The following is a 14,984-nucleotide window of genomic DNA, read 5'->3' on the forward strand; positions in this document are numbered from 1 at the left end:
CACTGTTAGAATTGCCGCGCCGGGTTCCGGAGATAAAGGCCGGAAACCCCGTTTTTCAATCCGCAAACCGTCGTGGGGATCGCGCAGTGACCGACAAAACCTCTCTCAGCTATAAAGACGCAGGTGTCGATATCGATGCTGGCAATGCATTGGTAGACCGTATTAAAGGTGTAGTAAAACAGACCCGTCGCCCGGAAGTGATGGGAGGGTTGGGCGGTTTCGGCGCGCTGTGCGCGTTACCGCAGAAATACCGCGAACCGGTGCTGGTTTCCGGCACTGACGGCGTGGGCACCAAACTGCGTCTGGCCATGGATCTGCAGCGTCACGACACCATCGGCATCGACCTGGTGGCCATGTGCGTCAACGACCTGGTGGTGCAAGGCGCAGAACCGCTGTTCTTCCTGGACTACTACGCCACCGGCAAGCTGGACGTCGACACCGCCGCCAGCGTTATCACCGGCATCGCCGAGGGCTGCAAGCAGTCCGGCTGCGCGCTGGTAGGCGGCGAAACCGCTGAAATGCCGGGCATGTACCACGGCGACGACTACGACGTGGCCGGCTTCTGCGTCGGCGTGGTCGAGAAGTCTGAAATCCTCGACGGCAGCAAGGTTCAGGCCGGCGACGCGCTGATCGCGCTGGGCGCTTCCGGCCCGCACTCCAACGGCTACTCGCTGGTGCGTAAAATCCTGGAAGTCAGCAATACCGATCCGACCACCACCCAACTGGACGGCAAACCGCTGGCCGATCACCTGCTGGCGCCGACCAAAATCTACGTTAAGTCGGTGCTGGAACTGATCGCCAACCGCGAGGTGCACGCCATCGCCCACCTGACCGGCGGCGGCTTCTGGGAAAACATCCCGCGCGTGCTGCCGGAAGGCATCCAGGCGGTGATTGATGAATCCAGCTGGCAGTGGCCGGCGGTGTTCAACTGGCTGCAGCAGGCGGGCAACGTCAGCCGCCACGAAATGTACCGCACCTTTAACTGCGGCGTCGGCATGCTGATCGCCCTGCCGGAAAGCGAAGTGGAAGCCGCCATCGCCCTGCTGAACGCGGCAGGTGAAAAAGCCTGGAAAATCGGTAAACTCACTGCATCTTCCGACGAACAGCAAGTGGTCATTCAGTGATGAAAAAGATTGTGGTGTTGATCTCCGGCCAGGGGAGTAATCTCCAGGCGCTGATCGACGCCTGCCAGCAGGGGCGGATCGCCGCCGAGATCGTCGCGGTATTCAGCAACAAGGCGCAGGCCTATGGCCTGCAACGCGCCGAGGCGGCGGGCATCGCCGCCCACGCGCTGGATGCCAAAGCCTTTGCCGACCGTCAGGCGTTTGACGACGCGCTGGCGGACGCCATCGACCAGTACCAGCCGGATCTGGTGGTGCTGGCCGGCTATATGCGCATTCTCAGCGCGCCGTTCGTCCAGCGTTATGCCGGCCGGATGGTGAATATCCACCCTTCTCTGCTGCCGAAATATCCGGGTCTGCACACCCACCGCCAGGCGATCGACAACGGCGATGATGAACATGGCACCTCGGTGCACTTCGTTACCGAACAGCTCGACGGCGGGCCGGTCATTCTGCAGGCCAAGGTGCCTATCTTCCCCGGCGACGAGGAAGATGAGGTGGTTGAGCGGGTGCTGGCGCAGGAACACACCATCTATCCGCTGGCGGTCAGCTGGTTTATCGACGGCCGTCTGGCGATGCGCGACAACGCCGCCTGGCTGGACGGCGAACGCCTGCCGGAGCAGGGACACGCCGCCGACTGAGCGCGTCTCCCCGCCCACATCCTCCAACGGCGCCCTGCGGCGCCGTTTTTTTTCCTCTCCCACCCGGTGCGGCGTTATACTTTCGCGTATGTCAGTCACATAGGAGAATGCACATGTCTGGTTCCGCCAGCGTCCGCTTACGCCCACTGGAGCGGGATGATTTAACCTTCGTCCATCAAATGGACAATAACGCCAGCGTAATGCGCTACTGGTTCGAAGAGCCTTATGAGGCCTTTGTCGAACTGTCCGACCTGTACGATAAACATATCCATGACCAGAGCGAGCGGCGCTTTATCATCGAGCACGAAGGGGCGAAGGTCGGCCTGGTCGAGCTGGTGGAGATCGATCATATTCACCGCCGGGCGGAGTTCCAGATTATTATCGACCCGACGCACCAGGGCAAAGGCTATGCCAGCACCGCCGCCAAGCTGGCGATGGACTACGGCTTCTCCGTCCTGAACCTGTATAAGCTGTACCTGATCGTCGATAAAGAAAACCCCAAGGCGATCCACATCTACAGCAAACTGGGCTTCGAGGTGGAGGGGGAGCTGATTGACGAGTTCTTTGTCAACGGCGAGTACCGCACCGTGCTGCGCATGTGCATTTTCCAGCCGCAATACCTGGCAAAATTCAAAACCGCGCCCAAAGCAGAAAATTTAGTTAAATAAAATCTCACTATTGCCGATACTCTAATTTAATATAATGGATATCGGCAATAAATCACCAACGACAATAACAGCCCGTAATATCCGTGAATAATCCGCCGATGTCGGGTATGATTCATTATTGACCGCCATCAATGATAATGACAACATCGTGTCTGCCGTACGCTGTTGCCGCTTATTAATAAACATTACTTAAGCATGGATTATCTTAATCAGGAAAGATGCGAAAATACAATAGACTTTGGTATGTCTGGATTTTATGGGCGCTGTTAATCATTATCTGGTTATCTTGGGATATTCTCTTAAATAACGGGATGAATCCGATATTGGTGACGGCTGCCGTCTTCTGTTCATTACTTATTATTCAAGCGATATATAGCATATACAGGAAGGACCCCATGCAGATATTTAACAAATCCAAGAAAAATCCCACAGAGAAGCGCAGCAGAAAACCGGAGGACGCCAGCTCTTCGCACTCTGAAATGAAAGAACCGGCCAAGGCCGATCCCGTTCCGCCACCATTACCGGAGCTGATGGAAAGCGCCAAACCGGTCAAAGCTATCAAGGACACCTTTGTCTCACAGGGCACCCAGTTGACCGGCACCATCGAAGGCCAGGGCAATATTATTGTCGAAGGGGTGATCGAAGGCAGCCTGACCTGCTCCCACCAGGTGCGCATCGAACCGACCGGCCAGGTGAAAGGCGAAATTCACGCCCAGCATATTATGATCAACGGCTCCGTCGAAGGCAGCTGCCACGCCGACAGCCTGACCATCCAGCCGAAGGGCCATATGCGCGGCGATATTTTTACCGACGAGTTTTCCATTGAGAAAGGCGGCGTGTTTGTCGGGCAGTCTCAGCTGATGCCGCAAACGGCCGCCGGCGCCGGCAAGGTGACGGCGCTGAAAACCGCGCGCCACGCCCCTGCCGAGGCGACCCCGCCGCTGCCGGAGCCGCAGCAGGCCAAGTAGCCTCAGCCGTAGCGGCCCGTGATGTAATCCTCCGTCCGCCGCTGGCGGGGCGAGGTAAAAATAGCATCGGTATCGTTATATTCCACCAGGCGTCCCTGGTGGATAAACGCCGTATAGTCCGAAACGCGCGCCGCCTGCTGCATATTGTGCGTCACCAGCACCACCGTGTAGCGCTGCTTCAGCGTCGAAATCAGTTCTTCGATGGTCAGGGTGGAGATCGGATCCAGCGCCGAGGTCGGCTCATCGAGCAGCAGCACTTCCGGCTCGATGGCGATGGCGCGGGCAATCACCAGCCGCTGCTGCTGGCCGCTGGACAGCCGCAGGGCGTTTTCCCGCAGCCGATCTTTCACCTCATGCCACAGCGCCGCCGCGCGCAGCGAACGCTCCACCGCCTCGTCCAGCACCCGCCGTTCGCGGATCCCCTGCAGACGCAGACCGTACACCACGTTTTCATAGATCGATTTCGGGAACGGATTGGGGCGCTGGAACACCATCCCCACCCGCCGCCGCAGCGCCGCCACGTCAATCTCCGCACCGGAAATCCGTTCGCCGTTCAGCTGCAGTTCGCCGTCTATGCGGCAGTTGTCCGCCAAATCGTTCATGCGGTTAAAGCAGCGCAGCAGCGTGGACTTACCGCAGCCGGAGGGGCCGATCAGCGCCGTGACCCGGTGCTTCGGAATACGCAGCGAAATATCATGCAGCACCTGTTTGTCGCCGTAAAACAGCTGCAGTCCGTCAGCCGCCAGCGCCGTATCCTGGTCGCCAAGCTGCTGCACATCCAGCCAGGGCAAGCTGCCCGGCGTTTTTAATCCCATGAAGCGGTCCCCACACTCATTCTCACTGTTACTGCTCCCATACCCGGTAACGCTCCCTGAGCGAATGGCGGATGCCCATCGCCGTCAGATTCAGCCCGACGACGATCGCCACCAGCAGGAAGGCGGTGGCGAACACCAGCGGCCTGGCCGCCTCGACGCTGGGGCTTTGGAACGCCATATCGTAAATCTGGAAGCTCAGGTGCATAAACTTACGCTCCAGATGCAAATACGGAAAAATATCGTCCACCGGCAGCACCGGCGCCGACTTCACCACGCCGACCAGCATCAGCGGCGCGGTTTCACCCGCCGCGCGCGCAATCGCCAGAATCAGGCCGGTCATCATGGCCGGCGCCGCCATCGGCAGCACAATGCGCCACAGGGTTTCCGCCCGGCTGGCGCCCAGCGCCAGCGAGCCCTGACGCAGCGTGGCCGGTATGCGCGACAGCCCCTCTTCGGTCGAGACAATCACCACCGGCAGCGTCAGCAGCGCCAGCGTCAGCGCGGCCCACAGCACGCCGGGGGTGCCGAAGGTCGGGTTAGGCAAGGATTCGGCATAAAACAGCCGGTCGATGCTGCCGCCGATCAAATAGACAAAAAAGCCCAGGCCAAATACGCCGTAGACGATCGACGGCACCCCGGCCAGGTTGACCACTGCAATGCGGATCAGCCGCGTCAGCAGGTTCTTGCCGGCATACTCATGCAGATAAACGGCGGCGATCACCCCGAACGGCATCACCACCACCGACATCAGCACCACCATCAGCACGGTGCCGAAAATCGCCGGGAACACGCCGCCCTCGGTATTGGCCTCACGCGGGCTGTCGCTCAGAAACTTTTTCACCTGTTCGCCCCAGTGCGCCACCTTCTGCCCCAGAGACATCGCATTGGGGAACCAGGCATCGCGAATCTGGCTCAGGGGGATGGTATGCACCTGACCGCGCATATCCCGCAGCAGCAGCGCATCGCGCTGACGATCGCGATTCAGCCCGTCCAGCTGCTCCGCCATCTGACGGTACTGGCGCTGCAGCTCCAGCCGCTCGGCCTTCATCTGCGCCTGGGCGCGGGCATCAAAACGCTGGTCGCGCCGGAGCTTTTTCTCACGCAGATTCAGCGCCGCAAACTGCTCATTAATCCGCGCCATCTGGTGAATCTGAATATCATGCGCCTGCCGCGACAGCGCCGCTATTTGCGGCAGCCGCTGCTGCAGCGCCTGATTCAGATCGCGCCCGGTCAGCGGCTGGCCGTCCTCCAGCAGGCCGGCCAGAAAACCATAGGCGGTGCCGTTGCTGTTGCGCTCGAGCACCAGCAGGTCGCGCGGCGCGCTCTGGCGGCGCACATCGCTGGCCAGCAGCGTACGGAAATCCTGCCCTTCACTTTCGCGGTTGCCGACCTTAATCAGGTAGCGGGTGAGCTGCGCCGCCTCGCCCGGCGGCGTCACGCCCGCCTCCAGCAGCTGCTGGCGCGAAATCGTCTGCTGCTGATACAGCTCGCCAATCAGCGTGACCGGGCCGGCCGCCGCCTGATTCAGCTCAAACTGATAGACCGGGCTGGGCCAAAAGTAGCGCATCCCCTGCCCCGCCAGCAGCAGCAAAATGCCGAGCAGCGCCAGCAGGCTGACGCTGACCGAGCCGGCGGTCAGCCATACCCAGGGGGAACCCGACTTTAACCAGGCTCTCATGGCGCCTCCTGATTCTGGCTATAGCGCTCACGCAGGCGCTGGCGGATCGCCTCGGCCAGCGTATTGACGATAAAGGTAAACACGAACAATACCAGCGCGGTCAGGAACAGCACCCGATAGTGGCTGCTGGCGAACACCGCCTCCGGCATTTCAATGGCGATATTCGCCGCCAGCGCGCGCAGCCCCTGGAACAGGCTGCCGTCGACGATCGGCGTATTGCCGGTGGCCATCAGCACGATCATGGTTTCCCCCACCGCCCGGCCGAAGCCGATCATCAGCGCCGAGAAAATACCGGCGCTGGCGGCCGGCAGCGTCACCCGCGCCACCGTCTGCCACGGCGTAGCGCCCAGCGCCAGCGAGCCTTGGGTGAGTGTGGTCGGCACGCTGAACAGCGCATCCTCCGCCAGCGAGAAAATCACCGGCACCAGCGCAAAGCCCATCGCCACGCCGACCACCAGCGTATTGCGCTGGTCGAAGTCATCCCCCAGCCAGAAGTGCATCGGCTGGCCGAACAGCTGCGTCTCCAGCCAGGGGCCGAGAGCCATCGCCAGCCAGACGGTCAGCGCCAGCGCCGGCAACAGCAGCAGTAAATCGCCGCCCGGACTCAGCCGGCCCGGCCGCCAGCGCTGCTGCGCTATGCCGCACAGCAACACCGCGCCGGCCAGCAGCAGCGGCAACGCCAGTATTGCCAGTAAATGACGCTCGATAACCGGCGCCAGCCAGATGCCAGCCACCAGCCCGATGACCACCGTCGGCAGCGCGCCCATCACCTCAATCGCCGGTTTCACCAGCCGCCGCAGCGCCGGCGACATAAAGCAGGCCGTATAGACCGCGCCGCCCAGCGCCAACGGTATGGCGAACAGCATGGCGTAGCCGGCGGCCTTCAGCGTGCCGAAAATCACCGGCATCAGGCTGAACTTGGCCTGATAGCTGTCCTCCCCGGAGGTGGACTGCCACACCAGCGCCGGCTGCGGATAATTCTCGTACCAGACCTTCCGCCACAGCGAGCGCCAGGTCACGTCAGGGTAATCATTATTCAGCCGATATTGCTGCCAGCCCTGCGCGGTCTCCAGCAGCAGGCCGTCGCCGCGCGGCGCAAACGCCGCCTGCTGTACGCCGGCGGCCAGCCGGGCGTGCAACAGAGGCCGGGACTGGATGCTGGAATAGAGCGCAAACGCGCCGTCCGGCTGCAGCGCAGCGAATACCCGGCGGAACGGCTCGGCGATCACCGCGGCGCCCGCGGCCGGCTGCGGCGTGAACTGCTGCGCCGGGGTCAGGCGCCAGCGCTGGTTTTTCTCCACGTCGAACCACTCCTGCAGCGTGCCGTCGGCGGCATGCACAATCAGCGCGCTGCCGCCCGGCAGCGCCGTCAGGCGGTAAGGCGCCTGCTCACCGAGCGTTTGCGTCTCCTGCAGCCGCAGCTGCGTCCCGTCGATTTGATAGCGCGCCAGCCGGTTGCCGCTCAGCAGATAGAGCTGGCGGCCATCCGGCGCCAGCACCAGTTGCTGCACGTCGTCGCTCAGCACGATGGCGCTAACCGCAGCCGGCTGCCGCGCCGCAACCCGGGCCAACAGCAGCTGTCGCCGCTCGGTCACCGCCGCCACCAGATACGCTCCGGCCTCGCGCGCCGGCGTCAGCGCCAGCTGCGTCAGCGCGCCGGCATGCGGCAACAGGGCCTGCGGCTGCGCACCCAGCGGCAAACTCCAGTGCGGCTTCTGCTGCGGCGCGGCGGCGAAATCCGCCTGCGCGATAATAAAACGCCCGTCGGCCTGCGCCAGCGCAAACAGATCGCGCGCCCCAACCGCCCGGGCCAGCAGCGTCGGCGCCGGCAGCAGCCGCTGGCTGGCCAGCAGCGTGCCGGCCGCCTGCCCCTGCCGTGCCGTCAGCCGGTAAAACTGCCCTTCGCCCTGCCGGTCAATGCGGTAACCCACCCGCTGCTGAACGTCCATGCCGAGCGCCAGGGCCGGCGACGCGTGGTTCAGCCTCAGCGCCGGCGAGGCGTCGACGGAGGCCGGCTTAAACAGCGGCAGTACGGCGAACAGCAGGTAAACGAAAATTAACATCAGCATCATCAGCACCAGCAGGCCGCTGACGGTCACCATGGCCTGTACGCCGCGGTCGATGCGTGCGCGCCGCCGATCGCGGGGAAGTTGATTTGCCGTTGTCTGTACCATCTGTCTCTGTCTTTGTTGCAGGGCAGGCTTACGCCAAAAGATAACCGGGCATCTTATGTCAGATTAATGTCGTTTGCATGACAAAGTTTACCGCCCCCGGCCGGCAGATCTGTTGGACATTACTGTCAATCTCTCGCAATAATGTTGTAGGACATTAGAGCGGCATCCAGGCGGCGTGAGCGACGGGCGACGGTGCCTCCATCCGCCTCCGCGGCAGGCGGCCTGGGCCGGCATAGGGGAATGCCATTCGATTTTTCCCATGATTTAACCGGAGTAATAATGGGTCAGGAAAAGCTCTACATCGAAAAAGAACTAAGCTGGTTATCCTTTAATGAGCGCGTGTTGCAGGAAGCCGCAGATAAGAACAATCCGCTGATTGAGCGCATGCGCTTCCTGGGCATTTACTCCAATAATCTCGATGAGTTCTACAAAGTCCGCTTTGCCGATCTGAAACGGCGCATCCTGATCAGCGAAGAACAGGGTTCTGCCGGCGCCTCGCGCCATTTGCTGAAGAAAATCCAGACCAAGGTGTTAAAAACCGATCAGGAATTCGACACCCTGTATAACGATTTGCTGCTGGAAATGGCGCGCAATCAAATCTTTCTGATCAATGAGCGCCAGGTCTCCGAGAATCAGCAAATCTGGCTGCGTCAGTACTTCAGGCAGCATCTACGCCAGCACATTACGCCGATCCTGATCAATCACGACACCAATCTGGTGCAGTTTCTGAAAGATGACTACACCTATCTGGCGGTGGAAATTATCCGCGGCAGCCATATCGACTATGCGCTGCTGGAGATCCCGTCCGACAAGGTGCCGCGCTTCGTCAATCTGCCGCCGGAAGCACCGCGTCGCCGCAAGCCGATGATCCTGCTGGACAACATTCTGCGCTACTGCCTGGATGACATCTTCAAGGGCTTCTTCGACTACGATGCGCTCAACGCCTATTCGATGAAGATGACGCGCGATGCGGAATACGATCTGGTGACGGAGATGGAATCCAGCCTGCTGGAGCTGATGTCTTCCAGCCTGAAGCAGCGCCTGACCGCCGAGCCGGTGCGCTTTGTATACCAGCGCGATATGCCGAACAAAATGGTGGAGCTGCTGCGCGAAAAGCTGGGCATCTCCAACTACGACTCGGTGATCGCCGGCGGCCGCTATCACAACTTCAAGGACTTTATCAGCTTCCCCAACGTCGGCAAAAGCAACCTGGTCAACCGGCCGCTGCCGCGTCTGCGCCATATCTGGTTCGACCGGTTCCGCAACGGCTTCGACGCCATCCGGGAAAAAGACGTGCTGCTGTACTACCCGTATCACACCTTCGAGCACGTGCTGGAGTGGCTGCGGCAGGCGTCGTTCGACCCCAGCGTGCTAGCGATAAAAATCAATATTTACCGGGTGGCGAAAGATTCGCGCATTATCGAATCCATGATCCACGCGGCGCATAACGGCAAGAAAGTGACGGTGGTGGTCGAGCTGCAGGCGCGCTTCGACGAAGAGGCCAATATTCACTGGGCCAAACGCCTGACGGAGGCCGGCGTGCACGTGATCTTCTCCGCCCCCGGCCTGAAGATCCACGCCAAGCTGTTTTTGATTTCGCGTCGCGAAGGCGACGCCATTGTGCGCTACGCCCATATCGGCACCGGCAACTTCAACGAAAAAACCGCGCGGGTATACACCGACTACTCCCTGCTGACCGCCGATGCGCGCATCACCAACGAAGTGCGCCGGGTGTTCAACTTTATTGAAAACCCCTACCGTCCGGTGCATTTCGACTATCTGATGGTGTCGCCGCAGAACTCGCGCCGCATGCTGTATGACCTGATCGACCATGAAATCGCCAGCGCGCTGGCGGGCAAACCGGCCGGCATTACGCTGAAATTGAATAATCTGGTGGATAAAGGGCTGGTGGATCGGTTATATACCGCATCCGGCGCCGGCGTGAAGGTGCGCCTGCTGGTGCGCGGCATGTGCTCGCTGATTCCCAATCTGCCGGGGATCAGCGACAATATTCAGGCCATCAGCATCGTCGACCGCTATCTGGAGCACGATCGCGTTTACGTTTTCGAAAATCAAGGTGACACCAAGGTCTTCCTGTCGTCCGCCGACTGGATGACCCGCAATATAGATTACCGTATCGAAGTGGCGACGCCGCTGCTGGACCCGGCGCTGAAACAGCGCGTGCTGGATATTCTGGCGATCCAGTTCAGCGACACCGTCAAAGCCCGTTATATTGATAAAGAGCTGAGCAACCAGTACGTGCCGCGCGGCAACCGCCGTAAAGTACGTTCGCAGATTGCCATTTACGACTACTTAAAAGCTCTGGAACAACCAGGAAATTAGGCCAGTAACTATGCCGCTAAACAGCACCGCCACTCATAAGCCATTGGAAATCGCCGCCATCGACCTCGGCTCGAACAGCTTCCATATGGTGATAGCCCGCGTCGTCAACGGCGCCCTGCAGGTATTGGGCCGCTTAAAACAGCGGGTTCACCTTGCCGACGGCCTGGATGCCAACAATGTGCTCAGTGAAGAAGCAATAGAACGCGGTCTGGCCTGCCTGGCCCTGTTTGCCGAACGGTTACAAGGCTTCCCGGAGGAGAACGTCACCATCGTCGGCACGCATACGCTGCGTCAGGCGGTGAATGCCGAAGCCTTTCTGAAGCGCGCCGCCGAGGTGATCCCCTACCCGATCGAGATCATCTCCGGGCAGGAAGAGGCGCGCCTGATCTTTATGGGCGTGGAACACACCCAGCCGGAAAAGGGCCGCAAGCTGGTGATCGACATCGGCGGCGGTTCCACCGAGCTGGTGATCGGCGAAGATTTCGAACCTCTGCTGGCGGAAAGCCGCCGCATGGGCTGCGTCAGCTTCGCCCATATCTTTTTCCCTGACGGTGAAATCAACCGCACCAACTTCCGCCGCGCCCGGCTGGCGGCGGCGCAAAAGCTGGAAACCCTGGCCTGGCAATACCGCATTCAGGGCTGGCAATACGCGCTGGGCGCCTCCGGCTCGATTAAGGCGGCGCACGAAGTGCTGGTGGCGATGGGAGAAAAGGACGGCCTGATCACCCTCGAGCGGCTGGAGATGCTGAGCGAACAGGTGCTGCAGTTCAAGAACTTCAGCGCCCTCAGCCTGCCGGGGCTGTCGGAGGAGCGTCAGGCGGTGTTTGTGCCGGGGCTGGCCATTTTATGCGGCGTGTTCGACGCGCTGGCGATCCGCGATTTACGCCTGTCCGACGGCGCGCTGCGCGAAGGGGTGCTGTACGAGATGGAGGGCCGTTTCCGCCATCAGGATATCCGCAGCCGCACCGCCAAAAGCCTGGCCGAGCACTACAATATCGATCGCGATCAGGCCAGCCGGGTGCTGGCGACCACCGAGCTGCTGTACGCCCAGTGGATGGCGCAAAACACCAAGCTGGTCAACCCGCAGCTGGAAGCGCTGCTGAAATGGGCCGCCATGCTGCACGAGGTCGGGCTGAGCATCAACCACAGCGCCATGCACCGGCACTCCGCCTATATTCTGCAAAACACCAACCTGCCGGGCTTTAATCAGGAACAGCAGCTGCTGCTGGCGGCGCTGGTGCGCTTCCACCGTAAAGCCATCAAGCTGGAAGAGCTGCCGCGCCTGAATCTGTTCAAGAAAAAACACTATCTGCCGCTGATACAGCTCCTGCGCCTGAGCGCGCTGCTGAACAACCAGCGGCAGTCCACCACCACGCCGGAAACCCTGCGCCTGGTTACCGATGACAATCACTGGACGCTGCGCTTCCCGGCCGGCTATCTGGCGCAGAATACGCTGGTGCAGCTGGATCTGGAGCGCGAGCAGGAGTACTGGAAAGATGTTGTCGGCTGGAAACTGATCATTGAGGAAGAGGACGCGCAGCAGGACGAGCAGCGCCTCGCCTGACGCCGTACTCTGCGGCCCTTCGCCTGCGCGGAGGGCCGCCTGCCGTCACGCCGGCTCGGCCTGCGTGTCGGCCGCCAACGAGGTCAGCGGCACCGGCCGGCCGATATGGTAGCCCTGCATATAGTCGACCCCCAGCGCCCGCAGCGCCATCTGCTGCTCTTCGCTTTCCACGTATTCCGCCACGATATGCAACCGCTTCATTAACGCCACCTTGCAGATGGACGCGATAATCTGGTGATCCACCGGATCGTTCAGCATATTACGCACGAAGCTGCCGTCGATTTTCAGCGTATCCACCTCCAGCATCCGCAGGCGGTTATAGCTGGCATAGCCGGTGCCGAAGTCGTCTATCGCAATGCGGCAGCCCAGTTCGCGCAGCTCACGCAGGGTGGTGGCCGCATAGTGGATGTCCTGCATCAGGTGCGATTCGGTAATTTCCAGAATCAGCTGGTACGGTTCAATCGCGTACTGCTGCAGCGCCTGCCGCACATCGCGGCTCAGCGTCGGGCGGCACAGCGTCGGCGGCGAGATATTCACCGCAAAGCGCGCGCTCGGCAGCGTATCGCGGTGGCGATCCATAAACTTCAGCGTGTTGTTCAGCACCCACAGATCCAGCTGATACGCCAGGCCGAACTCATGCACCACCGGCAAAAACTCGTTCGGCGACAGCGTACCGCCCTTGTCATCGGGCAGGCGCAGCAGAATTTCATGGTAGCTGTCGCCGCGCACGCCGTGGATCGGCTGCGCCATCAGGATAAAGCCGTCGCTGTCCAGCGCCCGCTGCACCCGGTGCAGCAGACGCACCTTGCGCTTCACCTCGTTCTGCACGTCCTGACGGTCGTTGCGGATGCTCTCCGGCTCGCCGCTGGTCAGCGACAGCTCGGCCAGCGAACTCAGCTCCCCGAGCAGCAGATGCAGGTGCTCCACTTCCCCGGCGATGCCGCAGTAGCTGACGCCCAGCGGCGGGTGAATCGGCAGCCCGTTCCAGACCAGCCGGAAGTTCTCCAGCGTAGCGTGCACCTCCGCCACTTTGGCCTCGTCATCGTAGCCGTTCAGCCGCAGCACCAGATCGTAGCCCGGCAGCTGATACACGTCTTCGTCCGCCGCCAACCCCTTACGCAGGGTGCTGGCCAGATGCTGTTTGAAGCGAATGCGCAATTGCATGCCGTAATGACGGCTCAGCAGGTCCAGCTCGGCAATGCGCAGGAAGCACAGCGTCGAACGCGGCGCCAGCGCCAAATCCCGCTTCAGGGCGCGCAGGTTCGGCAGGCCGACCATCGGGTCCTGCAGCGAGGCGCGCTTCATTTTGGCGAACAGCGCCAGCTGGCGGGAATTGATCGCCGACAGCAGGAATACGCTGAGGGTAAATACCAGCATCATCGAGGAAACGACGGCCAGATCGTGCAGGCGTCCGTCCACCCGCACATAGCTGCGATAGTTGAAAAACAGCGCCAGCAGCGCAACCGACCAGGCGATGCAGTTAAGGTGATAGCCGAAACGCACCGCGCCGTACAGCATCAGCGGCAGCAGCAGCGTCAGGCTGTAGTCGATCCAAAACTCCTTCTGCCCGACGCCGGTGGGATAGCACAGCGCAAACACCATGCCGGCCAGCAGCAACAGCCAGAGCAGCGTCTCGCCGGTTTTCACCCCCGGCGCGACCTCCAGACGGAAGCGGCGCCGCAGCGTCCGCAGAAAGCGCGGATTATTCAGCACCCGCAGCACAAAATAGAACAGCGGCGTGGAAGAGAGGCCGGCGATCAGCAGCGCGTGGAAATTCACCAGCGTATGCATCAGGTTGGCTCTGCCGAACACCATGCCCATCTCATCCGGCAGCAGCCCCATGCCGATCATCAGCTGCAGGCTGAGGATAAACAGCAGCGGCGGAAACGCCAGCAGCCAGATCAGCCGCGGCGGCGTAAACCCCAGCACGTTAATGCGCGCGCACCAGTCGCGCTGCGTCTGGCAGCGGTAGCCCAGCCAGCAGACGCCGAGGCAGAACAGATACAGCAGCGTCATGATGATGCCGATTTCCGGCCCCAGCCGGGCGCTGTAACGGATCATGATGGCGATGACAATGCCGGGGATCGCCATCCAGTCGTACACCATCAACAGCGAAATGCACACCGCCAGCGGCAGATAGACCAGATACACCTTCCCTTCCGGCAGCATAATGCGCGGGGAGAGCCAGCCGGCCAGCGGGATAAACACCAGGCTCCAGAGCAGGGGCTGGCCCCACCAGCGGTGGCGTAAATTATTCCAGAGTTTCAATTTAACCATTATGAAGTGAGTATCTTCGCCGACGCGCGAAGCTATTTATCATCCAGACTTTAGCGGCCTGTCAGTAAGCGGCGTCCGCTCATCTCCGATGGCCAGGGTAATAATGATGAAAAAATCAGCAAATTTTACAGCTGGTCACGAATTCTATGCGCTACGGCGGGTTAAAAATTGATTTAGATCAATTAACAGCTGATTGCCGGTTAAAAATAATCATAACATTGATGCGATAAAAAAATCGCGCCGCGCCGCCGGAGAAAATCAAACCAATATTCAACGCACAACGGGATAATTTTTCTTTCCGGTGAAATACATGGACAAGTTTTGCCGGCCGCCACTAAAATTAGTTCACCCAAGGGGAAATAACGGGCATGGCCACCGGCTGCGCCATAAGGAAGCGAGACCTGCGGACCCACTATGCGTAAAAGAACCACCGGACAAATGACCAAAATCGTGCTGCTGGTAAGTTTTATCATTTTGATAGGCCGGTTGCTGTATACCGCCATCGCCGCCATTCCCCACCATCAGGAAAAACAGCTTTCCGCTCAGGAACAGCACGTCAGTCAACCGCTTAATTCATCCCGGGACAGCGCCTCTGACGCGCCGTAACCGCGCGGGCCGCCGAATGGGTAAGCCGTCTGTCCACAGACGCTTTACCCATTCCTGGCCGCGCATCGTCCCTATCATAAAAATGACGCCATACTCTGCGATGTTCTATCTTGTACAAGTTATAACTCA

At 60.6% G+C, this 14,984-nt stretch carries 11 protein-coding genes; 7 read left to right on the forward strand and 4 right to left on the reverse strand.

Annotated features, from left to right (window positions below):
- The first annotated feature begins 86 nt into the window (after positions 1 to 86).
- The 4 genes from purM to I6G83_RS00600 all read left to right on the forward strand — a co-directional run bounded on the left by purM (position 87) and on the right by I6G83_RS00600 (position 3,398).
- Positions 87 to 1,124, forward strand: a complete 1,038-nt coding sequence (purM, locus tag I6G83_RS00585) for a phosphoribosylformylglycinamidine cyclo-ligase (protein ID WP_054306921.1) — start codon at positions 87 to 89, stop codon at positions 1,122 to 1,124.
- A complete protein-coding gene (purN, locus tag I6G83_RS00590) occupies positions 1,124 to 1,762 on the forward strand; it encodes a phosphoribosylglycinamide formyltransferase (RefSeq protein WP_054306922.1) in 639 nt (212 codons plus the stop codon). Before purM ends, purN begins: the two co-directional genes overlap by 1 nt.
- A 113-nt stretch (positions 1,763 to 1,875) precedes the next feature.
- Positions 1,876 to 2,430 carry a spermidine N1-acetyltransferase gene (gene speG, locus I6G83_RS00595; RefSeq protein WP_015673348.1) on the forward strand — a complete coding sequence of 185 codons (555 nt, stop codon included), beginning with the start codon at positions 1,876 to 1,878 and terminating at the stop codon, positions 2,428 to 2,430.
- 395 nt (positions 2,431 to 2,825) lie between these two features.
- Positions 2,826 to 3,398 (forward strand): bactofilin family protein, encoded by a 573-nt coding sequence (locus tag I6G83_RS00600; RefSeq protein ID WP_054306923.1) that lies wholly within the window; start codon positions 2,826 to 2,828, stop codon positions 3,396 to 3,398.
- Positions 3,399 to 3,400: 2 nt separating this feature from the next.
- Here I6G83_RS00600 and pstB read toward each other — a convergent pair whose 3' ends face one another.
- From pstB to I6G83_RS00615, 3 genes are read right to left on the reverse strand one after another with little or no spacing between them, the layout of a single operon-like run.
- Positions 3,401 to 4,213 carry a phosphate ABC transporter ATP-binding protein PstB gene (pstB, locus tag I6G83_RS00605; RefSeq protein ID WP_054306924.1) on the reverse strand — a complete coding sequence of 271 codons (813 nt, stop codon included), beginning with the start codon at positions 4,211 to 4,213 and terminating at the stop codon, positions 3,401 to 3,403.
- Positions 4,214 to 4,241: 28 nt separating this feature from the next.
- Positions 4,242 to 5,891 (reverse strand): phosphate ABC transporter permease PstA, encoded by a 1,650-nt coding sequence (gene pstA / locus I6G83_RS00610; RefSeq protein WP_054306925.1) that lies wholly within the window; start codon positions 5,889 to 5,891, stop codon positions 4,242 to 4,244.
- Positions 5,888 to 8,065, reverse strand: coding sequence for an ABC transporter permease subunit (locus I6G83_RS00615; RefSeq protein WP_062779191.1), 2,178 nt, complete (start codon positions 8,063 to 8,065; stop codon positions 5,888 to 5,890). The genes pstA and I6G83_RS00615 overlap by 4 nt, the downstream gene beginning before the upstream one ends.
- Positions 8,066 to 8,344: 279 nt before the next feature.
- Here I6G83_RS00615 and ppk1 point away from each other — a divergent pair, with 279 nt between their 5' ends.
- Positions 8,345 to 10,408: a polyphosphate kinase 1 gene (gene ppk1 / locus I6G83_RS00620; protein ID WP_062779194.1), complete on the forward strand. Its 2,064-nt coding sequence runs from the start codon at positions 8,345 to 8,347 to the stop codon at positions 10,406 to 10,408.
- Between the two features lie 10 nt (positions 10,409 to 10,418).
- On the forward strand, positions 10,419 to 11,972 hold the full coding sequence (ppx, locus tag I6G83_RS00625) for an exopolyphosphatase (protein WP_054305321.1): 1,554 nt from the start codon (positions 10,419 to 10,421) through the stop codon (positions 11,970 to 11,972).
- Between the two features lie 45 nt (positions 11,973 to 12,017).
- Here the strand turns inward: ppx and I6G83_RS00630 are convergent, their stop codons facing one another.
- Positions 12,018 to 14,249, reverse strand: a complete 2,232-nt coding sequence (locus I6G83_RS00630; protein ID WP_054305320.1) for an EAL domain-containing protein — start codon at positions 14,247 to 14,249, stop codon at positions 12,018 to 12,020.
- A 414-nt stretch (positions 14,250 to 14,663) separates the two neighbouring features.
- On the opposite strand from I6G83_RS00630, the gene I6G83_RS00635 reads away from it, so the two are divergent.
- The gene (locus tag I6G83_RS00635; RefSeq protein WP_054305319.1) at positions 14,664 to 14,855 is read left to right on the forward strand and encodes a YfgG family protein; all 192 of its coding nucleotides are present in this window, start codon (positions 14,664 to 14,666) and stop codon (positions 14,853 to 14,855) included.
- Positions 14,856 to 14,984: the final 129 nt, after the last annotated feature.

Origin of the sequence: Serratia rubidaea, from assembly GCF_016026735.1 — a bacterium.
GTDB lineage: Bacteria > Pseudomonadota > Gammaproteobacteria > Enterobacterales > Enterobacteriaceae > Serratia_B > Serratia_B rubidaea.

Coding starts and splice junctions, on each gene's coding strand:
- ppk1 (WP_062779194.1), top strand. CDS start 8,345: ATGGGTCAGGAAAAGCTCTACATCGAAAAAGAACTAAGCTGGTTATCC.
- pstB (WP_054306924.1), bottom strand. CDS start 4,213: ATGGGATTAAAAACGCCGGGCAGCTTGCCCTGGCTGGATGTGCAGCAG.
- pstA (WP_054306925.1), bottom strand. CDS start 5,891: ATGAGAGCCTGGTTAAAGTCGGGTTCCCCCTGGGTATGGCTGACCGCC.
- I6G83_RS00630 (WP_054305320.1), bottom strand. CDS start 14,249: ATGGTTAAATTGAAACTCTGGAATAATTTACGCCACCGCTGGTGGGGC.
- speG (WP_015673348.1), top strand. CDS start 1,876: ATGTCTGGTTCCGCCAGCGTCCGCTTACGCCCACTGGAGCGGGATGAT.
- I6G83_RS00600 (WP_054306923.1), top strand. CDS start 2,826: ATGCAGATATTTAACAAATCCAAGAAAAATCCCACAGAGAAGCGCAGC.
- ppx (WP_054305321.1), top strand. CDS start 10,419: ATGCCGCTAAACAGCACCGCCACTCATAAGCCATTGGAAATCGCCGCC.
- purN (WP_054306922.1), top strand. CDS start 1,124: ATGAAAAAGATTGTGGTGTTGATCTCCGGCCAGGGGAGTAATCTCCAG.
- I6G83_RS00615 (WP_062779191.1), bottom strand. CDS start 8,065: ATGGTACAGACAACGGCAAATCAACTTCCCCGCGATCGGCGGCGCGCA.
- I6G83_RS00635 (WP_054305319.1), top strand. CDS start 14,664: ATGCGTAAAAGAACCACCGGACAAATGACCAAAATCGTGCTGCTGGTA.